The organism is Streptomyces sp. NPDC027672 (assembly GCF_055566335.1).
Genome location: NZ_JBVHSO010000020.1, coordinates 115916 through 136012, shown reverse-complemented (window position 1 = coordinate 136012; position 20097 = coordinate 115916). Strand labels below are relative to the sequence as shown.

At 69.6% G+C, this 20097-nt stretch carries 20 protein-coding genes and 5 pseudogenes; 9 read left to right on the top strand and 16 right to left on the bottom strand.

From position 1 onward, the window contains the following. Positions 1-108: 108 nt before the first annotated feature. Together ACZ4SV_RS34200 and ACZ4SV_RS34195 are read right to left on the bottom strand one after the other, a co-directional pair. Positions 109-937, bottom strand: a pseudogene (locus ACZ4SV_RS34200) (IS5 family transposase). A 67-nt stretch (positions 938-1004) separates the two neighbouring features. Next, entirely contained in the window at positions 1005-1442 is a 438-nt protein-coding gene (locus ACZ4SV_RS34195; protein ID WP_468010073.1) for a ricin-type beta-trefoil lectin domain protein, read from the bottom strand. A gap of 209 nt (positions 1443-1651) precedes the next feature. On the opposite strand from ACZ4SV_RS34195, the gene ACZ4SV_RS34190 reads away from it, so the two are divergent. Next, complete coding sequence (locus tag ACZ4SV_RS34190) at positions 1652-2638, top strand: AraC-like ligand-binding domain-containing protein (protein ID WP_468010069.1); 987 nt, start codon at positions 1652-1654, stop codon at positions 2636-2638. 175 nt (positions 2639-2813) lie between these two features. Further along, the gene (locus tag ACZ4SV_RS34185) at positions 2814-2978 is read left to right on the top strand and encodes a hypothetical protein (protein WP_468010065.1); all 165 of its coding nucleotides are present in this window, start codon (positions 2814-2816) and stop codon (positions 2976-2978) included. A 399-nt stretch (positions 2979-3377) separates the two neighbouring features. Here ACZ4SV_RS34185 and ACZ4SV_RS34180 read toward each other — a convergent pair. Next, a pseudogene (locus ACZ4SV_RS34180) lies at positions 3378-3829 on the bottom strand (GNAT family N-acetyltransferase). Positions 3830-4580: 751 nt separating this feature from the next. On the opposite strand from ACZ4SV_RS34180, the gene ACZ4SV_RS34175 reads away from it, so the two are divergent. Both ACZ4SV_RS34175 and ACZ4SV_RS34170 read left to right on the top strand, forming a co-directional pair. Beyond that, positions 4581-5363 carry an MEDS domain-containing protein gene (locus ACZ4SV_RS34175; protein ID WP_468010061.1) on the top strand — a complete coding sequence of 261 codons (783 nt, stop codon included), beginning with the start codon at positions 4581-4583 and terminating at the stop codon, positions 5361-5363. Further along, complete coding sequence (locus ACZ4SV_RS34170; protein WP_468010057.1) at positions 5360-6313, top strand: anti-sigma factor RsbA family regulatory protein; 954 nt, start codon at positions 5360-5362, stop codon at positions 6311-6313. Before ACZ4SV_RS34175 ends, ACZ4SV_RS34170 begins: the two co-directional genes overlap by 4 nt. A 182-nt stretch (positions 6314-6495) precedes the next feature. Here ACZ4SV_RS34170 and ACZ4SV_RS34165 read toward each other — a convergent pair whose 3' ends face one another. From ACZ4SV_RS34165 to ACZ4SV_RS34155, 3 genes are all read right to left on the bottom strand, one after another. Beyond that, positions 6496-6732 carry a hypothetical protein gene (locus tag ACZ4SV_RS34165; protein WP_468010053.1) on the bottom strand — a complete coding sequence of 79 codons (237 nt, stop codon included), beginning with the start codon at positions 6730-6732 and terminating at the stop codon, positions 6496-6498. Between the two features lie 86 nt (positions 6733-6818). After that, positions 6819-7211, bottom strand: coding sequence for an ML domain-containing protein (locus tag ACZ4SV_RS34160; protein ID WP_468010049.1), 393 nt, complete (start codon positions 7209-7211; stop codon positions 6819-6821). A gap of 25 nt (positions 7212-7236) precedes the next feature. Continuing rightward, positions 7237-8045 (bottom strand): IS5 family transposase gene (locus ACZ4SV_RS34155; protein ID WP_468010045.1). Its coding sequence is split into 2 segments (ribosomal slippage): positions 7237-7695 and positions 7698-8045, totalling 807 coding nucleotides; the frame shifts between segments, so codons are not numbered across the junction. A 26-nt stretch (positions 8046-8071) separates the two neighbouring features. Here ACZ4SV_RS34155 and ACZ4SV_RS34150 point away from each other — a divergent pair. From ACZ4SV_RS34150 to ACZ4SV_RS34140, 3 genes and pseudogenes are all read left to right on the top strand, one after another. Further along, positions 8072-8785, top strand: a pseudogene (locus tag ACZ4SV_RS34150) (Tn3 family transposase); the annotation flags it as partial. A 159-nt stretch (positions 8786-8944) separates the two neighbouring features. Further along, positions 8945-9223 (top strand): SHOCT domain-containing protein, encoded by a 279-nt coding sequence (locus ACZ4SV_RS34145; protein ID WP_468010042.1) that lies wholly within the window; start codon positions 8945-8947, stop codon positions 9221-9223. After that, a complete protein-coding gene (locus tag ACZ4SV_RS34140; RefSeq protein WP_468010038.1) occupies positions 9220-9807 on the top strand; it encodes a sulfocyanin-like copper-binding protein in 588 nt (195 codons plus the stop codon). Before ACZ4SV_RS34145 ends, ACZ4SV_RS34140 begins: the two co-directional genes overlap by 4 nt. 45 nt (positions 9808-9852) lie before the next feature. On the opposite strand, the pseudogene ACZ4SV_RS34135 reads toward ACZ4SV_RS34140, so the two are convergent. The 4 genes and pseudogenes from ACZ4SV_RS34135 to ACZ4SV_RS34120 form a co-directional block, all read right to left on the bottom strand. After that, a pseudogene (locus ACZ4SV_RS34135) lies at positions 9853-10792 on the bottom strand (site-specific integrase). 54 nt (positions 10793-10846) lie between these two features. Further along, the gene (locus tag ACZ4SV_RS34130; protein ID WP_468010034.1) at positions 10847-11140 is read right to left on the bottom strand and encodes a transposase; all 294 of its coding nucleotides are present in this window, start codon (positions 11138-11140) and stop codon (positions 10847-10849) included. Between the two features lie 65 nt (positions 11141-11205). Further along, positions 11206-11421, bottom strand: a pseudogene (locus ACZ4SV_RS34125) (transposase); the annotation flags it as partial. 206 nt (positions 11422-11627) lie between these two features. After that, positions 11628-12062, bottom strand: coding sequence for an Rrf2 family transcriptional regulator (locus ACZ4SV_RS34120; protein WP_468010030.1), 435 nt, complete (start codon positions 12060-12062; stop codon positions 11628-11630). A 123-nt stretch (positions 12063-12185) separates the two neighbouring features. Between ACZ4SV_RS34120 and ACZ4SV_RS34115 the strand changes: the two genes are divergently transcribed. Then, entirely contained in the window at positions 12186-12935 is a 750-nt protein-coding gene (locus ACZ4SV_RS34115; protein ID WP_468010027.1) for an SDR family NAD(P)-dependent oxidoreductase, read from the top strand. Between the two features lie 261 nt (positions 12936-13196). Here ACZ4SV_RS34115 and ACZ4SV_RS34110 read toward each other — a convergent pair whose 3' ends face one another. The 3 genes from ACZ4SV_RS34110 to ACZ4SV_RS34100 all read right to left on the bottom strand — a co-directional run bounded on the left by ACZ4SV_RS34110 (position 13197) and on the right by ACZ4SV_RS34100 (position 14792). After that, the gene (locus ACZ4SV_RS34110) at positions 13197-13748 is read right to left on the bottom strand and encodes a GNAT family N-acetyltransferase (RefSeq protein WP_468010023.1); all 552 of its coding nucleotides are present in this window, start codon (positions 13746-13748) and stop codon (positions 13197-13199) included. 11 nt (positions 13749-13759) lie between these two features. Beyond that, positions 13760-13927 (bottom strand): hypothetical protein, encoded by a 168-nt coding sequence (locus tag ACZ4SV_RS34105; RefSeq protein WP_468010020.1) that lies wholly within the window; start codon positions 13925-13927, stop codon positions 13760-13762. An 82-nt stretch (positions 13928-14009) separates the two neighbouring features. Then, positions 14010-14792, bottom strand: a complete 783-nt coding sequence (locus tag ACZ4SV_RS34100; protein WP_468010018.1) for a hypothetical protein — start codon at positions 14790-14792, stop codon at positions 14010-14012. Between the two features lie 1243 nt (positions 14793-16035). Here ACZ4SV_RS34100 and ACZ4SV_RS34095 point away from each other — a divergent pair. Beyond that, positions 16036-16761, top strand: coding sequence for a lysophospholipid acyltransferase family protein (locus ACZ4SV_RS34095; RefSeq protein ID WP_397941470.1), 726 nt, complete (start codon positions 16036-16038; stop codon positions 16759-16761). A 116-nt stretch (positions 16762-16877) separates the two neighbouring features. Here ACZ4SV_RS34095 and ACZ4SV_RS34090 read toward each other — a convergent pair whose 3' ends face one another. The 3 genes from ACZ4SV_RS34090 to ureG form a co-directional block, all read right to left on the bottom strand. Further along, positions 16878-18473: an alpha/beta hydrolase gene (locus ACZ4SV_RS34090; protein ID WP_365882945.1), complete on the bottom strand. Its 1596-nt coding sequence runs from the start codon at positions 18471-18473 to the stop codon at positions 16878-16880. A gap of 170 nt (positions 18474-18643) precedes the next feature. Continuing rightward, a complete protein-coding gene (locus ACZ4SV_RS34085; protein WP_397941467.1) occupies positions 18644-19402 on the bottom strand; it encodes an urease accessory protein UreD in 759 nt (252 codons plus the stop codon). Then, positions 19399-20076: an urease accessory protein UreG gene (gene ureG / locus ACZ4SV_RS34080; protein ID WP_397941465.1), complete on the bottom strand. Its 678-nt coding sequence runs from the start codon at positions 20074-20076 to the stop codon at positions 19399-19401. The genes ACZ4SV_RS34085 and ureG overlap by 4 nt, the downstream gene beginning before the upstream one ends. Between the last annotated feature and the right edge of the window lie 21 nt (positions 20077-20097).

Below are 20097 nucleotides of genomic sequence, written 5' to 3'. Positions count from 1 at the left end.
CGCCCACAACCTGACATCAGAAAGGTCCCCACCCATAACCACACCAACGACTGACCTGGCCATCAGTCACAGCAAGCACCGTTGCAGTACTAGGTTCTGTCTCTTTGGTCAGCGTTGGGTCCAGATGAGGATGCCGGCGAGGTGGAGTGCTGCCTGGTAGGCGATGGCGAGCTTGTCGGTTCGTGAGGCCAGGCCGCGCCATTGCTTGAGGCGGTTGATGCACCGCTCGACGGTGTTCCGCTGCTTGTACGCCTCGCTGTCGAAGCCGGGCGGACGGCCACCGAGTCGGCCTCGCCGCAGGCGGTGGCCAACCTGGTCGGACGGCTGCGGGATGACCGCGCGGATGCCCCGGCGCCGCAGGTGGCTGCGGATGGCACGTGAGGAGTACGCGCGGTCGGCCAGAACGGCCAGGGGCCGGGTCCGGGGCCTGCCCGGACCGGTGCGGGGCACGCGGATGCGGGACATCACCGTCTCGAAGCGGGTGCATCACCTGCCTGGCCTGCTGTGACCGCGAAGGCGAGGGGTCGTGCACTGCCGTCTGCGGCCAGGTGGACCTTGGTGCTCAGTCCGCCGCGGGAGCGTCCGAGCGCGTGATCGGCGGGCTCACAGGGGCGGGCCGCCCCTTTTTGCGTGCTCCGGCAGCGTGTTGGTGAGCCCGGACGACCGTGGAGTCCACTGACACGGTCCAGTCGATGTCGTCGTCGGCGTCCGCTGCCGCCAAGACGGCGCTGAGGATCCTCTCCCAGGTGCCGTCGACGGCCCATCTGATCAGCCGCTTGTGGGCGGTCTGGAACGAGCCGAGCTCGTCGGGCAGGTCACGCCAGGGCGAGTTGGTGCGGTACTTCCAGGCGATGGCCTCAAGAGTGCGGCGGTGATCGGCCCATCGCCGCCCGCGGACCGGATCGGCCGGCATCAGCGGCTCGATCCGGCCCCACATCACATCAGTGATCACTAATCAGACAGCTATACCCGATCAACTGATCAAACCACCAAAGGGACACGCGCTAGTCCCACATCTGGTTCTGGGCCGTGTAGTCACAGGGGCGGACGACAATCCCCTTGCCCCGGTCGTCCGCCTGCAGACACTGGTTCGTGGCCTTGTGACGCAGGTGCCAGTGACCGTTGGCCTTTTCCTCGTACCACCGCTGCCAGTCGTTCCGGCTGCACTGCTCCATGTACACGTCATGGTCGGAGTACGCCGTCAGGCAGTAGTTCCGGTTGTTGTCGGCGCGCTGCAGCCACTCCCCGCCGCCGAGGTCCTGGTCGTACCACTTGGCTTCGTAGCTGCCGCAGCCCCGCATGGCAACGTCGTCGGGAGTTCCCCAGAGGTCTTCGATGTGTCCGAGGCAGATGTTGGTGTCCGGGTCTACGTTCTGCCAGGTCACCGTGCTGTTGGCGGAGGCGGCTGTGGAGGCGCCGAGAGCTAGGGTCAGAGCGGACACGGCCGTGAGGGCAACTTTGCTGATCTTTCGCATGTCGTGAGCCTGCCATCGCAGGACGGCTAGCTGTGTGCATACCGTGCAGCCTTCCCGTGCGATATGTGCAGCGGAACGGCGCCACAAACTGATGGCCTCACCGTGCACCGTCCAGCACACTGATGATCACCTCGGCAGCAGACCAGCGACGAGAGAGACGTACGGGAGGCTCGACGGTGTTGCAGGACGGTTCCACGGCATCGGCGCCGGCGGAGGACGGTTTCGACTGGTTCGCGGACATGGTGTCGAGTGCGCTGATGCCGACGGTGTTCAGCCCTCGGGACCAGACCCGGTTCCATGCCGAGGGCTCGGTGCTGGACCTCGGGGCAGCCCACATGTCGTGGTTCGCCTACTCCCCGCTCCAGTCGCGACGCACTCCCGCGCTGATCCGGAAGGGAGATCCGGAGCAGTACCAACTGGGCCTCGTGACAAAAGGCTGCGCTTGGTTCGCCCAGCACGGTCACGAAGCCGAGCTTCGCGTCGGAGAGATGACGCTGTGGGACACCTCCCGTCCGTACGAGTCCGGTTCGGGAGGTGACGGCCGGAGCGTAGAGGTCTTCGTCCTGCAGATTCCCAAGGCGCGGATGCTGTTGCCGTCCCAGCAGGTTGCCCAGATCCTGGCCAGGCGGTTCCCGGCAGGAGCGGGCATGGGAACCATCTTGGCCCAGTTCATGACGGCGCTCGCCGACAACGGCCCCGACTGCCGGCCTCGGGAGCTGAACGGCCTCGGGAGCATGGCCGTGGAACTGGCCACCTCGTGCCTGGCCCGACAACTCGGCACCGCGAGAGAAGTATCCGGACCAGCCCGCGCCCACGCGATGCGTCGCCACATAGACACTTTCATCGAGCACAACTTGCACGATCCCGAACTGACTCCCCGTGCGATTGCGGCCCGTCACCACATCTCGCTGCGCACTCTGTACGCGCTGTACCAGGGGCAGGACGAGGGCGTCGCGGCCTCGATTCGAAGGCGCCGACTCGAACGTTGCCGCGCTGACCTCGCCAGCCCCAAGCTGAGACGACACTCCATACAGTTGATCGCCGCCCGCTGGGGATTCACCAGCGCGACGGCCTTCAGCCGCACCTTCCGCGCCGCTTACGGCAACTCTCCCAACGAATTCCGCGCCAGCGCACTGAACGCTTCTCATCCTGAACGCCGGTAGGGAGTGCGGACGGTGGGGCCGACGTCGAGGTCGAAGGCGGCGGTCCAGGTGGCGCCGTAGTCCGCCCAGTGAGTGCTCCGACCGGCATATGACTGTCCCCGACTCCACGGTCTGGCTCCCCCTTGGGCGCATACGCCCGAAGGCGCAGGCGGCGGTCGCGGTCTGATGAACATCCATGCCGTCGGCGCTGTGGCGGTTCGCCGTGGTGCTCGGTGTTCCGCTGGGGCTCGCCGAGTCCGAGTACGACGCGATTCTTGACCGGCGTGATCGGCTGCCTCACCCGGGCCGGAGCCTGGAGGGCTTGGACCACCTCGCGTGGTTGCCCTCCGGCGTGCTGTGACAGCACTGCGCCTCGCGTTCCGTGACCGGCCGGCCAGCTTGCCATCGTGCGGCAGGAGGCTCGACGCGGACGTTCCGCCGATGGGCCATCACCGTGGCCGCCGGCCGGCCCCATCGCGGCTCCCCGACCGACGCCGCCCCGCCCTTCCGCCGGTCCGGGTCGGCCTGGTCAGTCGTGGGCGACCACGGTGACGGGCCGGCACAGTCGTCCCGCACGGCACCTTGTGGGTGGCGTCCCTCGCCACCTTCGCGGGCCCCACGCCCCTGCCGCAACCGCCGGTCCTGGGTGCGTGCCCGGACGTCCATCCCGCAGGACGGTGCGGCCCTGCTGCAGGTCAGGGTCGCAGCGCGAAGGCGGTCACCTCGGTTTCCAGGTGACCGCCTTCGCTTTTCGGTTGGCTCAGGCCGTCGGCCTTCCCGCTTCCTCGGGGCCGGGCTGCCAGGAGTAGCGGACATCGGGCTCGTGCTCGTCATTGCGCGAGCCGTCCGTCCGCTCGACCTCGGTGAAGCCGTGCCGCTCGTAGAACCGCCGGGCCGCCCCGTTCACCTGGAAGGTCCACAGCGACAGCCCGTCCGGCCGCTGCTCCTTGGCCAGGGCGATGAACCGATCACCCAGCCCGCGGCCGCGCCACTCCGGAGCCAGGTAGAGCTGCTTCAGTTCCGGGCCCTTGAACACGAGGACCAGGTCTCGTGCTGCGGTACAAGCACGCGGGTGAACCAGTTCCTGACGTCATCTTCGTCGTGGGCGCAGCGCACCGACGGCAGCGCTGCGGCGAAGGAGCGGAGCCAGACGTCGGCGGCGGAGAGCGCATCGGCGTCTGTTGCTCGGCGAAGCTCGATCTCACGGTTCACGGCGCGGAGCCTCCTGTGTCGAGGGGGTATGCCGGGGGACGGCGCCAGGCTCTACTTGCCGGGGCGCCCGAGCTGGTGGACGGTCCAGCCCGCCGTACGTTAGGGCTCGGGGTCCACGGTGGTGCGGCAGTCGATCAGCAGGGCGGTGGCCGGACGGGTGGCCAGGGCCTGGGGGTCGGCCAGCCGGTACTCCGGCCACTCGGTGGCCAGGACCACGAGGTCGGACGCCGTCGAGGGAGTCGGCCAGGTTCTCGCAGTAGTCCAGCTCCGGATTGCGGACCATCGCCGTGGGCAGGGCCTGCGGGTCGTGCACCGTGACGGCGGCGTCGGCATTCGCCGTCCAGCGCTGGGCCTGGCACTCGACGGCGACGAAGACGGCCTGCTGCTGCTTGGCTGCCTTGTACGCGGCATTGTAGACGTCCATGCCGGTGACCTCGGGAATCAGATCGGCGGGGCACGGCGTCGGCAGCGGCTGCACATGACCACCGTGCCAACGGCTGGCTGGTGATGCAGGCGCCGCACGTGACCTTCCCGGCGGCGGGAGCGTTGTATCGCGCTGCGGCATCGGGATCACGTCTCCTCGCCTTCGTGTCGGGCCTGCGCCAGCAGCGCCGTCACGATGTCGTTCGTCGCGTCCTCGGGCGCATGGTCATGGCTGCCGCGATGATGCCGAGCTGGAGTCGGGGGAGGGTCGTCACGTATGTGTGCTGGTCAGTAGGGTGGGCAGTGGAAAGGGCGAGGGGAGGATGGCATGAGAGCCACACGCACGTTGGCGGCACTTGATGAGGTGGGCGCCGGTGACCACGTCTTGCAGGTGCTGGATGGCGCAGACGACGTCATGGACCGCAGCCGCGCGTTCCTCGCCGACGGTGCTCTCTTCGGCGACAAGGTGGTGATCATCGGCCCCGCCGTGCGGACGACCGCTCCCTTCGCGCCGGTGGTGCTCGATCCTGCACGGCTGGACGGGTCCCTGATTTCCGCGGTGCGGCGTGAGGCCGCCAGCGCCGAGCGTGAGGGGTACCGTTCGCTGCGTGTGCTGCACCAGGCGACCTGCGACGGCTCCGCGGGCAGCGCGGAGCGGTTGTTGCGCAGCGAACTCGCTCTGGAGGAGTTCGCCGCGGACAGCGGCGCCCTGGTGGTGTGCGCCTACCCGCGCGGCGACGGCAGCGCTGCTGCACCCGAACAGGCCGGGTGCGTACACCCGCACCACCTGGGCAGTCTTCCGGCATCGCCCGGATTCCAGGTGTACCGGACGGGGAAGGACGGCTGGACGGTGAACGGGGTCGTCGACGCCGACGGGGCGCCGGCCTTCTCCGCCATCCTGCGCACACTGCTGCAGCAGACGGCCACCGTGCGCCTGCTGTGCCATGCCCTGGACTTCCTCGACGCCGCGGGAATGAGCGCGCTGGCCGATGCGGCCAGGCGCCTGCCCGACCGCAAGGTCGTGCTGGAGGGGACGAACGAGACCGTACGCCTGGCCTGGGAGCTGTCCGGCTTCGCAGACCCTTCGATTCCGGTGGTGATGGCGCCGTGACCTCCTCCCTTCCCCGCACCGAACCCTCGGGCAAGGGCTACCGGCACGAGCTGTACCCGTACCAGGGCCGGCACGAGTTCCTCGAGGGCACCGTGGACTTCATCCGTGAGGCCGTCGACGGCGGCGAGGCCGTCGTCGTGGCCGTCCCTGGGGACAAGGCGTCCTTGCTGCGGGCGCAGATCCCCGACGACGACGCGGTGCAGTACGTCGACACCAGCCCTCTGGCGCACCATCCGGGCCGGCTCATCGCAGCCTGGCAGGAGTGGATCGCAGAGTATGCCGCGCAGGGCCGCCCCGTGCGCGGGATCGGCGAGTCTCCCTGGGACCAGGCCCGCTCCCGCGCCGAGGTGGAGGAGCTGCGCTACCACGAGTGGCTGCTGAACAGGGCGTTCGCCGACGGTCCGGCCTGGTGGCTGTTGTGCCCCTATGACCTCGGAGGTGAGCAGGCGGCGCTGGAGCAGATGACCCGCTGCCACCCCGAGATCCGCAGCGACGGCCGTAGCGCTTCCTGCACCGGTTTCGACCCGCAGGCCCCCTTCGACTTCTCTCCGCTGACCCACCCCTGCGACCCGTACGAGGAATTCGCCTACGCAAGCGGAGACCTGCCCGCGCTGCGAGAGAAGATCACCGCCTGCGCCGAACTGCTCGGCCTGAGCGGCCGGCGGCTGCGCGAGTTGCACCTGGCCGCCACCGAAGTCGCCACCAACAGCATCCGCCACGGCGGCGGCCATGGCGTGCTGCGCACCTGGACCGAGGCCCACCGCCTGGTATGCGAGTTCCGCGACGCCGGCTACATCAGCGACCCGCTCGCCGGCCGGACCAGACCCACCCGCACGCAGATCGGCGGACGAGGACTGTGGCTGGTGCACCAGCTGTGCGACCTCGTCCAGATCCGCTCCACCCCGCAAGACGGCACCACGATCCGGCTGCACATCGAGCTGCACGGCTGAACGTTAGAGGGCTTCGAGCTGGCTCGCCAGCTCCTGCCGCGCCGGTCGGCGTGCGGGCGTAACCCGGCCTCGGGGAACATCGGTACAGCCGTTAGCGCCAAGCCGTTGATCATGGTCTGATCAGCGCTCAGAGCGGCCAGAGTGTCCCGGGTGAATCCACCGCGGGCCGCGTGGACGATGGGTCATGGAGTGCACAGTGATTGTCCTGGGCGCCGGCCGACGGGGCCGCCGACGCCGACGCCGAGGAGACCGGCGCACCGGCCGGGCCGGACATCATCGCCGCGCGCCGGCCGACCCGGGTCGACCTCACCGGCCTCGGCAGCGGCACCAGCCCCGAGCTGATGGAACGGCTCCAGCAGCAGGTCGTCCTCGAAGGCGACGGTGTCCTGGGCACGCTCGTTGAACAGACCGATTTCCATCGGGCCTGCGCCAGCAGTGCCGCCACGGAACCCAGGTGTCCCCAGTCGCGTGCAGGCCGTCACTGGGAGCACTGCGGGTTCGGGGGTCAGCGCGTGAGATCGCGCAAGAAGTCGATGCAGGCCAGGTCATTTTCGGAGCTGGTGAAGGCTTGCACGCTCACGGTGAGCTTGGCCCGCGGGGTCTCGGAGAGATCCATGGTGAAGGTGACCTCGACCGCACCGCGGTTGATGGGCGCAGCGGTGTCCGGGGCGGCGGTCAGAGTCCAGCCCTGGGAGGTGTCCCCCTTCAGCTTCTGGTCGAGGTCGTACTTCTTCGAGAACACCTTGATCAGTCCGAGCTTGACCGTGACGTCGATGTAGGCACCGGGGTCGATCACCTCCTGGGCGACCCCCTTGATGACGGCCTTGAGGGTCCCGTTCGGTGCGGGCGGATCGGGGGTGAGGGTGATGCTCTGGATCTGCAGCGGGTCCGTCGGCAAGCCCTTGTCTGTGTAAGACGTCGTTTCAGTTGGTGAGTCGGCGGTAGCTGATGAGGGCTGCGGCGATGCCGACGAAGGCCAGGAAGTGCTCGGCCTTTCGCTCGTACCGGCGGTGCAGCCTTCGGCATCCGGCCAGCCAGGAGACCGTTCTCTCGACGACCCAGCGGTGCCGGCCGAGCCGCGTGGAGGACTCGATACCCTTGCGGGCGATACGGTGGCGGATGCGACGCTCGCGAAGCCATTTCCGCAGGTGGTCGTAGTCGTAGCCCTTGTCGGCATGGAGCTTGGCCGGACGCCGGCGGCGGGGTCCGCGGCGGGAGCGGATGGGCGGGACCCCGCGCACGAGCGGTTCCAGGCCGAGGCTGTCGTGCATGTTGGCGCCGGAGACACCCAGCGACAGCGGCACGCCGTTGCGGTCGGTGATGAGGTGGATTTTCGATCCCGGCTTGCCGCGATCGGTCGGATTCGGTCCCGTCAGTGGCCCCCTTTTGCCGCCCGGACGCTGACGGAGTCGATCGCGCACCGCGACCAGTCCAGCTCACCCCGGGTGCCGAGTTCGTCGAGGATGACGCGGTGCAGCCGGGCCCACACCCGGTCCCGGCTCCACTGGGCAAAGCGCCGGTAGACCGTGGGCCAGGCCGGCCCGAACACCGGCGGCAGCTGCCGCCAGGTGCAGCCCGAGGTGGCGACGAAGATGATCGCCGCCAGGCATTCACGGTCCCCTGCCCGTCGGCGACCGCCACCCTGTGGGCGTCTGACATCCGTCGGCGGGACCACCCGCCGAAACAGCGTCCACAACTCGCCCGGCACCAACCGTTCCACCAGATCCGTCATGCACGGCTCAACGAGTGATCACACCATCAGAAACGGCGTCTTACAGCGACATTGTCTTCGGGCTGCTCACCTTGGCGAGGTTCGCGTACGCGCCGCAGCTCGCTGACCTGCCGGATCAGAAGATGTGGCGCATCGACCGCGCCGCTGACTACGGCGCCTTCCAGGACGCGGCCCGCGGCCGGGTCGACCTCGCCAGGATCGAACGGCACTGGGAGGACATCCTGCGGATCATCGGCTCCATCCACACCGGCGCCGTGCGCGCGTACGACGTGATCCGGATGCTGTCCCGCGACGGTCGGCCCACCCCGCTCGGCGACGCGATCGCCCACTACGGGCGGATCTCCAAGACCCTGCACATCCTGCGCCTGGCCGACGAGCCCGGCTACCGCCGCCAGATCAAAAGCCAGGCCAACCTCCAGGAGGGCCGTCACTCCCTCGCCCGGAAAATCTTCCACGGCTGATCCGGGCAGCTCTACCAGCGCTATCAGGACGGCATGGAAGATCAGATCGGCGCCCTAGGCCTGGTCCTCAACGCCCTCGTGCTGTTCAACACGCGGTACATGGACGCCGCGGTGAACCAGCTCCGGGACGGCTTCGACGTCCGTGACGAGGACGTGGCCCGCCTCTCCCCGTTCGTCAGGCGCCACATCAACATGCTCGGCCGGTACTCCTTCCAGCTTCCCGACCTGCCCGGCGGTCTGCGTCCGCTGCGCGATCCGGACGCGACCGACGAGGAATGACCCTGCCCGCGCCTGGCGGCATGACGCTGTCCGGACTGCCGGGAAGAGGCGGCGGGCCGTTCGGCCCTCCACCAGGGCACCAGGTTGCCCCTGTGCGCCAAGGCCACCCCCGGCGCACGCTGAGAACAAGGAGGGCCGCAAGCCAGGAAGGTGATCGTCATGATGTGGTACGACGGCGGCTGGGGCTGGGGCGGCTGGTTCTTCATGGCCGTGTTCATGGTGTTGTTCTGGGCGCTGGTGATCGCCGCAATCGTCGCGCTCGTCCGCTACTTCAGCGGTGCCCGTCACGGCCGTCAGCCCGGATGGTCTGCCTCCACCAGTGAGCCGGGATGGGGCAGCAGGCGGGCCGAGGACCTGCTGGCCGAGCGGTTCGCCCGCGGGGAAATCGACGAAGACGAGTATAAGCGACGCCTCGCGCTGCTGCGGGAGCACCGGTGAACGCGGACCGCAGGCGCAGCACATGGCTCATCGTCGCCGGGGCGGTCGCCGCGCTGGTGCTGGGCATCGCGACCACCATGGTGCTGGCCGGCACCGGCGCCTTCCGCCACGCGGCTCCCGTGGCATGGCGGGCCCAGGGTGCGCGTTGCAGCGCGCCCCCGCTGCCGGGCAAGGTGGTGGACGTGACCGCGAGCGACATGGGACCGGGCATGATGGGGGGCACTCCCGGCCACGGCATGCGCATGATGCGTCTCATGACCCGTCCCGCCACGGCCACCGCCGGTGTGGTGTCGCTGCGGGTGCTGGACACCGGTGCCATGGAGCACGAGGTGGTGGTGCTCCCGCTGCCGTCCGGCCAGGGCATCGGGGAGCGCCCCACCGGTCCTGCTGGGAAGGTCAGCGAGGCGGGCAGCCTGGGCGAGGCGTCCCGCAGCTGCGCAGCGGGCGAGGGACACGGCATCGCCCCCGGCACAATGGCGTGGACCACGCTGACGCTGCGCCCCGGGCGCTACGAGCTCATACGCAACCTCCCCGGCCACTACCTCGCCGGGATGCACACCGAACTCGACGTCACCAGCCGGTAGCGAGCCGGCGGCACAGACAGGAGTCCGAGACACACACGGCTGATCTCAGCGCCTGCTGTCGCCGGGCGCGAGCAAGCTGGTGACCTCGGCGATCGCCTCCGCCGACGGGTGGAAGTACCTCCGCACGTTCTCCGGCTTCCTGTGCCGCGACTTCGCCATAAGCATCGGAAGGCTGGCCCCGGCCTCACCGAGGTGGGTGAGGCCGGAGTGCCGGTATTCATGCAGGTCCCAGCCCGCGCCCGGCACTCCGCCGACCCCCGTGTGCACGTCCGGCAGGGCGCGGGCCTGCCCGTACGACAGGCGGACGAGCCCGGTGTCCGGGCAGACGTCGCGCGGGCTGACGACCTTCCCTGGCCCCGGGCGGCGATGCGTGACGAACACCGGCCCGCGCGTACGGCCCTTGATCAGCCGAGGCAGCAGGCGGGCGGTGCCAGCGTCCCAGTACACAGTCTCCAGCACGAACTCCTCGCGCGGGGCGCCCCGGCGCCGGGTACGCGGCTGGGCGCCCTTCGCCTTCACCCGGGCCCGGCGCCCGGCCAGGTCCAGCTCCTCAATGTTGACCCCGAGGATCTCCTCAGCCCGCACCACCGTCTCGTACAGCATCCGCCACAGCGTCTTCTCCCGAAGGTGGACGTCGCGGCGGGCGATCAGCCGGTCGACCGCCATCTTCGAGCGGGCCGGGGTCTGCGAGTCCGACGGAGCCATCCGCTTTGCCCAGGCCGGGAGCGCCGGACCGTCGTAGCCGCGCTCGGCGTACCAGCCCGTCGACCGCCGCCTCACCCCACAGCTGTTGGAGGGCGCCGCCGACTTCGTCGTCCGTGACCGTGGCGAGCGGACGGGACTCGCCGAGGCGTTCGGCGGCCTTGCCTACCCCGACGCCGTACGACCGGAGGGTGTTCGGGTTATCGAGCGAGTCGAGGAACACGGCGGCCGCCGCGCTGACGGTCAGCGCCTTCCCGGCGGGCGGTCGTACGACGGCGGGCACCACCTCCCCCTTGCCACAGATAACAGGGTCGCTTCACGCACAGACAGCGGAACGTCACCGTAGGTCATGATCAGCGCTCCCGCAGATGTCGTAGCCCTTGTCACCGAGGAGCGAGTCGGGGCGGCGGCGTGGCCGCCCGGGCCATCCGGCCCCGGGCAGGATGCCATCGACCAGGGCGAGGGTCTGGGTGACGTCGTTGACGTTGGCCGCGGTGGTGATGACCTTGAGCGGGGTGCCGCGTCCGTCGCAGAGCAGGTGGTGTTTGCTGCCCGTCTTGCGGCGGTCGACCGGCGACGGACCGGTGTCGGCGCCCTCTTTTTCGCGCGGATGTGGGAGCCGTCCACGCACGCGCGGGACCAGTCGAGTTCGCCGGCCGCGTTCAGCTCGGCGAGCAGGATGCGGTGCAGTTGGTCGAAGACTCCGGCCTGCTGCCAGCGGTCCAGGCGCCGCCAGCAGGTCTGTCCCGAGCCGAATCCCAACTCCAGCGGCAGGAGTTGCCAGGCTATGTTGTAGAGGACGTACAGGATGCCCTGCAGACACAGCCGGTCCGCTACCGGCCGTGGGCCCGGCGACTTCTCTGGCCAGGGCGGCAGCAGCGGCTCGATCAGCGCCCACAAGTCGTCGTCCACGATCCATGGCCGGGTGCTCACATCCTCCCGAACGGCGGAATGCTCACATCGGTCACGCCGGACCAGGGCACTACAACAAGATCAAGTTACGAGCTCGTAGGACACGGTCTGATACCGCAACGGTCTTCGGCGTGACTGGTTGCCAGGCTTTTCGCCGGCCTGGGCATGGATGGGGGTCTTGGTGATGTCAGGGCGTAACGGGAAGGCTAGCGAGGTGCCGCGAGTACGTCCCGGAGTACGTTCGCGAGCGTGACGCGGGCCAGCTCGTGTCTCAGGGTCTCCTCGATGCCCTCGTAGATGCTCTGCATCGCCGGCTGGATGCCGTAACCCACCACGCATCCCTGGTCCGGGGTGGTGCGGTGCATCGCGAACAGCGGGCCGGGTTGCACTGCCTCGTACACGTCGAGCAGGGTCATCGACTCCAGCTCGCGTGCCAGCGACCAGCCCGCGCCCACGCCCCGCCGGGACTCCACGAGCCCGGCCCTGCGCAGCTCGCCGAGCAGCCGTCTGATCACCACGGGGTTGGTGTTCGCGCTGGTCGCGATCTGCTCGGAGGTGGCGACCTCATGGCCCTGGCGCTGGTAGAGGCCGATCCAGGCCAGCGCGTGGGCGGCGATGGTCAGCCTGCTGTTGGCGCTCATGGACTCCTCCTCTCGGCCGCAACGCTTCATGTTACCGCAGTCGTAACAGTGAAGGTTGCAACAGCCTGTCGTAACAATTAACGTTGCGACCGCCGAGAAGGGTCAATCAACGAGGTGAGAAAAATGAGCAAGCCACTCATGGGCAAGGTCGCCTTGGTCACCGGGGGGTCGCGCGGACTGGGTGCCGCGACCGTACGGCTGCTGGCCGAGCAGGGCGCCGACGTCGCCTTCACCTACGTCAGCTCCGAGAAAAGGGCGCAGGCCGTCGTCGACGAGGTGCACGGCAAGGGAGCCAAGGCCGTCGCCTTCCAGTCCGACCAGGCGGACACGAGCCGGGCGCCGGCGCTGATCGACGACGTGGTCGCGCACTTCGGCGGCCTGGACATCCTCGTCAACAACGCGGCGATCTCCGTGGCTGGCACGGTGGACGACCCGGATGCCGACACCGCCGCACTGGACCGGATGCACGCCACCAACTACCTCGGCGTGATCGCCGTCATCCGGGCCGCCTCCCGAGTGCTGCGCGAGGGCGGCCGCATCATCACGGTGAGTTCCGGACTGGGCTCACGGGTCGGCGCCCCCGGCCTTGCCGACTACGCGGCGACCAAGTCCGGGATCGAGAGGTACACCATGGGCGTCGCACGCGACCTGGGGCCCCGCAACATCACGGCCAACGTCGTGGAGGCCGGACTGATGGAGGGCGGCATGCAACCGCCGGACGCCGAGACCCTCAATGCCCTGGTCAGCTCGCTGTCCCTGCAACGCATGGGGCACCCCGACGAAATCGCCGCGGCGATCGCCTTCCTGGCGAGCCCCGCCGCGTCGTACGTCACGGGCGCGGTGCTGGACGCCCACGGCGGCTACAACGCCTGAACCCGAACCCCTGCAGCGCGCCCCGAAGGACATCGCGCCTTCGGGGCGCGCACCGCCAAACGACCCGCGTGTGCGTGGACACGCCTTAAGAAGTCCGGATCGTGATCGTGTTACGAGCTCGTACGGCCTTCTTCACGACCTGCTCCAGCTCGTACCGGCTGCGCCGGTTTTCGTTTCAGCTTAAGAACTCCTAACGAAATGATCTTCGAGGTGGTTGGATCACTCCGCGAGCGATGATCTGGGAGTGCGTGCCCGGCTGGTTCAGGGACTGGGCGACCACTCGCGGTCGAGTATCGCGTGGACCACGGAGTCCCTCCAGCGGCCCGCTTTGAAGACGTGCTCGCGGATGACGCCCTCCTCAACCATCCCGACGGCTGCCATGGTGTTGGCCGATGCCTCATTAAGGGGTGAGCGCGCACCCCAGATCCGGTGCAGCTCCAGATCCTCGAACCCGAGACTAAGGAGCGCCCGCACCGTCTCGACGCCGTACCCCATGCTCCAGACATCCGGGCGCAGCGCGAAGCCCATGGTGGCTCCGCGCTGCTGGTGAGGGTCGAGAGCGAGGCGGCCGAACCCGATCAGTTCGCCGGAGGTCCATTCGATGACGGCGAGCGCGTACTCCGTGCGCGGCGTGCTTGTGGCGGCTGCGATGGAACGGGCGATGATCTGCTCGACCTGCTCGCGGGTGCGAGGTGGGAACGAGAGGTGTTCTGTCGCCGTCTCGCTGCCGTAGATGGCGAGGACGGCATCCACGTCGTCGGCGGCGAGTTCACGCAGGTCGAGCCGTGCGCTGGAGCGGGTGATCGGGTACATGCCGCCGGACTTTACCCGCGGGGCAGTGCCGGCCGCCGGTTCGGGTAGACCTCGATCTCGGCGCAGAGGTTCCGGCCCACGGCGGCGCTACTCGCAGGGCTGTTCATGATGGCTTGGCGGACGCGCTGGGCGGAGACGACGATGCCGTTGTTGCGGTGCGTGCTCGGCAGGTCGAGCACCGGGCGGATGGCCGACTCGGCGCCGTCGATATCCCCGCTGAAGAGGCGCGCGAGCGCCAGGTCGCACTGGGCGCCGGCGAGGTCACCGAAGGCCCAGTTGTCGGCTCGGGGGGTCGCTGAACCCAGCGACCGCTCGCTCCGCCGCTTCCGTGACGCCAGCGCCGCCGTTACCGAGCAGCACCAGGGATTCCACGGTGTAGTAGTGCTGTTTCTCGGGGGCGTAGATGAACAGTCCACCGAGGCGGTCCAGGTCGTCTTGGACGACGTGCTCTCTCTTCTGGGCGGCTTCCTGGTTGGCGGTCTGGACGGCTTGCTCGTTACCAAGGACGGCGGCAGCGCGGGCCTGGAGGCCGAGCAGCCACAGACCGACTGTTCCCCGCATGCCGTCGGTCCTGGCGACTCCGTGGCTGGCGTAGTGGTAGGCGTCTTCGGGGGCGTCCGCCCAGTACGAGATGAGGGACTTGAGGCCGTCGGTGAGTGCGAGGAGACCGGGGTGCTCGGCTTCCCGGGCGCAGGCCGCAGCGACCCGCGTCATGGTCATGGCGTCAAAGGAGACCTCCATGTCGTTGAAGCCCTTGGCCACCATGAACGAGAGGAGTGCGCCCTTCATGTGGAGGTCGCGAAGCTGGGTGGGCCGGACCCTGCCCCCCTCCAGGAGGCGGAAGACCTGGTTCTGCGCTTCCAGCAGGTCGTCCCACAGTTCCGAGAGGGGAACCCGGGGGTACTCGGCGATGAGACGCTGCACTTCGTCGTCCAGCAGGCCGAGCGTGTCGTCGCCCACCCGCTCGCGGTCGGCTCCCATGAGAAACTCTTTCGCGCGTTGTACAGCCATCGCGCCCGTCCTTTTCATCTCGTTCAGATCCACGCCGGACCCGCACCCGCGGGGATGGTCCCCCCGTTATGTTTTGCGCGGTCCTGCAAGAGGGCCGCTGGCCTCCGGGCCTGGCATAACTCTTCCCCCTCCTGTCGAACGGATGACCTGGGGGCACCGGGCCCGAGAGGCGTCGTTGGAGACGCTGATGAGAGGTCTGACCACCGCCTGGTCTGGCGCAATGCCCGGCATCCCGCGGGCGGCAAGCCTGCATAACGTGGAGGCGCGCATACGACGCCAACGCCCTGGCCAGCACCGCACGAGCCCGGTTCAGGAGGATGGGTTGTACGACATCGACGACGTGGGCGTCTTTCTCGGCCTGGACGTCGGCAAGAGTGCCCAGCGACGGGCCCACTCCTGTAGCCCGACATTCACGCGGTGACAGACAACATGGAGATGGTCGAGGACTATTGCGTACTGCTGCGGTGCCTCAGCAGGTACCTGAAGGGCCTGCGCGCCGGCGCCTCAGGGATAGACGACGTCCTGCTCCGCTGAGCCGGCGCCCTTCCGGACCGAGGTCCGGAGCCGAGCTGGCCGGGCCTGACCGAGCGGTTGCAAGGCTCGCTGGAGGCTGCCCCCCGGCCGGACCCGCCGGGCCCGCTCCCCTGGGCGGCCCATGGTCGGTCCCATCACCCGGAGAACTGCGTACTTTACTGGTGGCGCTGGCGGCTGATTTCGCCCGGGACACGCCTGGACAGCAGACAGCAAGTGCACGCACCCCGGTGCCCCAGAGACTCTCGTTCCGCGTACGCACACCACGCCACCGCCAACGCCGATTCCGACTCCCGCCCGGCCCACTTCCGCAACGCTGGCAACGCGCGGCCACTCACCGCTAGCCACTCATCCACCGCGCCTCCGGCTGCACCCAACACATCCGCGCTTCGTACTGCATCCACGTCCTCGCCCCTCCATACCCGCGCCGCATTCCTCGCACCGTGAACGAGCCCGAAGCTGACTTACCGGGCCTGCCAACGAATGGACACCCGCCGCAGTCACAACGGACGCACTCACCAAAGAGATAGGCCGGAGAAGCGGGCTGATCGGCATCGACGCGTCAGCCTTGGGCGCTGACCGCGCTGCTGATGGACCATCAGCTAACTCAGCAAAGGGTCAGCATGAGTACTGCCGAACGTGGTTACAGATGACTACAGGCGCACGTGGGTCCAATCCCGCAATCCATGCGCTGACCTGCGCAAACCCTGGTCAGTAGCGGAGCTGCTAGAGTGAAGGGCGAGCTGTGTTCTACTACCTGCTCAAGTACGTGCTGCTGGGGCCCTTGCTGAGAGTGGTGTTCCGGCCCCGGATCGAGGGCCTGGGGCATGTGCCCGCGTCGGGTCCGGCGATCGTCGCCGGCAACCATCTGTCCTTCGCCGACCACTTCCTGATGCCGGCGATCCTCAGACGCCGCATCACCTTCCTCGCCAAGGCCGAGTACTTCACCGGTCCCGGGCTGAAGGGCCGGCTCACCGCGTCCTTCTTCCGCGGCGCCGGGCAGATCCCGGTGGACCGCTCCGGGAAGGAGGCCGGGCAGGCGGCGATCCGCGAGGGTCTCGGGGTGCTGCGCCGGGGTGAACTGCTCGGCGTCTATCCGGAGGGCACGCGGTCGCACGACGGCCGGCTGTACAAGGGCAAGGTCGGGGTCGCCGTGATGGCGCTGACCGCGGGCGTCCCGGTGGTGCCGTGCGCGATGATCGGCACGTTCGAGGCACAGCCGCCCGGCCGGGCCCTGCCCAGGGTCCGCCCGGTGACGATCCGCTTCGGCGAACCGCTCGACTTCTCCCGCTACGCCGGGATGGAGCGGGAGAAGGCGGTGCTGCGGGCCGTCACCGACGAGATCATGTACGCCGTCCTGCGCCTGTCCGGGCAGGAGTACGTCGACGAGTACGCGGCCGTGGTCAAGGAGCGGCAGACGGCACGGCCGGGTGCCAGGGAGCGCAGGTTCCCCCGGGCGCCGCTCGGCTGATCCGCGCGTCCGGCACGGAGACCGTCACAAAGACCGGCACAGGGACCGGCGTAGGAGCCGGATACGGCACAGGGGCGGCCGGAGGTCCGGCCGCCCCTGTCACCGTCGCGGTGCGGTTACGGCTTGGGCGTGGCGTGCGGGGCGCAGGTCACGTCCTTGCCGTCCAGCGCGCCCTTGAGCAGGTAGGCGTCGACACGCTGGTTGATGCAGGGGTTGACCAGGCCGGTCACGCCGTGGGAGCCCGCGTTCTTCTCGGTGATCAGACGGGAGCCCTTGAAGCGCTTGTGCAGCTCGACGGCACCGCCGTACGGAGTGGCGGCGTCCCGGGTGGACTGCACGATGAGGACCTTCGGCAGGCCCTTGTGCGTCGTGACCTCGACCGGCGTGTGCTGCTTGGCCGGCCAGGTGGCGCACGGCAGGTTCATCCAGGCGTTGGACCAGGTCAGGAACGGGTAGTTCTTGTTCAGCCGAGTGTTGTCCCGGTCCCACCGCTGCCAGCTCGTGGGCCACTTGGCGTCGGCGCACTCGACGGCCGTGTAGACGGCGTTGGAGTTCTCCGAGGCGATGTTGCCCGCGGTGTCCGACAGGTCCGGGGCCGCCGCGTCGACCAGCGCCTGGGTGTCACCGGCGACGTACTTGCTGAAGACCGAGGCGACCGGCACCCACGAGGAGTCGTAGTACGGCGCGCTCTGGAAGAACGCGATCAGCTCGGCGGGACCGACGACTCCGCCGATCGGGTGCTTCTTCGCCGTGGCGCGCAGCTTGAGCCACTTGGCCTGGACGGCGGCGCGGGTGGTGCCGAGGTGGAAGGCGGCGTCGTTGGCGGCGACCCAGTTCTGCCAGTCCTTCCAGCGGCCCTCGAAGGCGACGTCCTGGTCCAGGTTGGCCTGGTACCAGATCTTCTCGCGCGCGGGGTCGACGACGCTGTCCACGACCATGCGGCGCAGGTGGCCCGGGAAGAGCGTGCCGTAGACGGCGCCGAGGTAGGTGCCGTAGGAGACGCCGAGGTAGTTGAGCTTCTTCTCGCCCAGCGCGGCGCGGATGACGTCCAGGTCGCGGGCGGTGTTCGGCGTGGTCATGTGCGGCAGCATGCGGCCGCTGCGCTCGCCGCAGCCCTCGGCGTACTCGCGGGCCAGCTTGCGCTGCGCGTTCTTGTCGGCCTGGCTGTCCGGCACCGGGTCGGCCTTGGGCGCCTTGACGAACTCCTGCGGGTCGATGCAGGAGATGGGGGCCGAGTGGCCGACACCGCGCGGGTCGAAGCCGACGAAGTCGTAGGCCTTGGCGACGTTCGCCCAGATCGGGTTCTTGTTGGTGATCCGGGTCGGGAAACGCAGTCCGGAGCCGCCGGGGCCGCCCGGGTTGTAGACGAGCGCGCCCTGACGCTCCTGCGCGGTGCCGGTGTTGCGCGCGCGGTCCACGGCCAGCTTGATCTGCTTGCCGTAGGGGTGGGCGTAGTCGAGCGGCACACTGACCCAGCCGCACTGGATGGGCTTGACCAGTCCCCAGTCGGCCGGGCAGTCCTGCCAGTGGACACCGGCCTTGGCGGCCCGGGCCGCGGCGACCTGGGCGCCCTTGGCCTCCCGGTCCGGGGCGGGCCGGGAGACGGCGCCGGCCGCGGGCGCCGAGACGGCGCCTGCGATCAGGGTGGCGGTGACGAGTGCTCCGGCGGAACCGAGTGCCAGCAGGCGGCTCTTCGGTCTGTTCTCCCTCAAGTGGGCCCCTCCCCGTACGTCGCTGCAAGTGTTCAGGCGGGGATCCTCTCGGCTGTGAGGGCGCTGAGAACAGGGTTTGCGGGGCATCTTTACCAATCCGATAACCGGATGATCATGTCCCGTTGAGCGAAGTGTTGCCCGTGCGAGGCCCCGGAGGTGCCGCCGGCGCCTCAGCCCAGCTCCGTCACGATCCCGTCCAGGGTCCGCCGCAGAGCCAGCGCGTCCGGGGCCACGGCGCTGACGAGTACGGCGGGGCCGGCCAGCGGTACCAGGGCCGCGTGCCCGCCGAGCATCCGCGCGGACGGCGGGTCCGCCGCGAACTCCGGCCGTACGACGACGAGCTGGCCCACCGCCCGGTGGCCGGCCAGGACCGCCGGGCCGTCCCAGCCGCCGGGCGCGCCGGGGCCGCAGGACAGCTCCTGGTCCAGCACCGTACGGCCCGCGACGCGGACGGTCAGCCGGCTGGTGAGCCGTCCGGGCCGCTCCCCGGCCCGGCCCAGCACCTGTTCCTCGCGCAGCACGAGCCGGGCGCCGGCGCCGAGTTCGGCGCGGGTGGCGACCCGCAGGTCGCTGCCCTCGGCGGAGATCAACTGCTCGGGCAGCCAGTGCAGTTCGCCGCCGTCGGCCACGTCGAGCCGTACGTCGTAGCGGGCTTCACCCGGGGCCTGGCCCGGCAGGGCGAGGGTGGCGGCGGCCGATCCGACGTGCAGCCGGGCGCCCTCCTCCACCCGGGCGGAGAGGGTGAAGCGGTCGCCGCCGAGCGGCCCGCTCATCGCGCCGACGAGCATGACCTTCGCCCCGGGCCCGGTCGCCCGGGTGCGGCGCGGCGCGAGCGGGCCCTCGCCGTCCAGGACGGGCAGGGCCGTACCGCCGCGCCCGTCGGCGCGGGCGACGATCCGGGCGGTCGCCCGGACCCCGGTGACGGTCACGCCGTCCACGCGGCGAGCCGCTCGCGCACCCACGCGGCCACGTCGGCGACCCCGGCCGTGCCGCGCAGCGACTGGAAGACGACCGGGAGCGCGGCCCGCTGCGCCTTGGCGTCCGCGGCCATCCGGGCGAGGTCGGAGCCGACGTACGGGGCGAGGTCGGTCTTGTTGACGACGAGCAGGTCGGCGGTGGAGACGCCGGGGCCGCCCTTGCGCGGGATGTCGTCGCCGCCGGCCACGTCGATCACGAAGATCTGGGCGTCCACGAGTCCCTTGGAGAAGGTCGCGGTGAGGTTGTCGCCGCCGGACTCGACGAGGATCAGGTCCAGCGGGCCGACCGCGTCCTCCAGGTCCTCCACCGCTTCGAGGTTGGCGGAGATGTCGTCGCGGATCGCGGTGTGCGGGCAGGCGCCCGTCTCGACGGCGGTGATCCGCTCGGGCGGCAGCACGGCCTCCCGGAGCAGGAACTCGGCGTCCTCGCGGGTGTAGATGTCGTTGGTGACGACCGCGAGCGACAGCTCCTCGCGCAGCGTCCGGCACAGGGCGGCGACGGTGGCGGTCTTGCCGGACCCGACGGGCCCGCCGAGCCCGATGCGCAGGGCGCGGCGGGTCCCGTCGGGGCGGTGGGCGTCCGCGCTGACGGCGGCGGGGGCGGGGTGGGTGTGATCGAGGTGCATGTACGGCTCCTTACGCGCGGG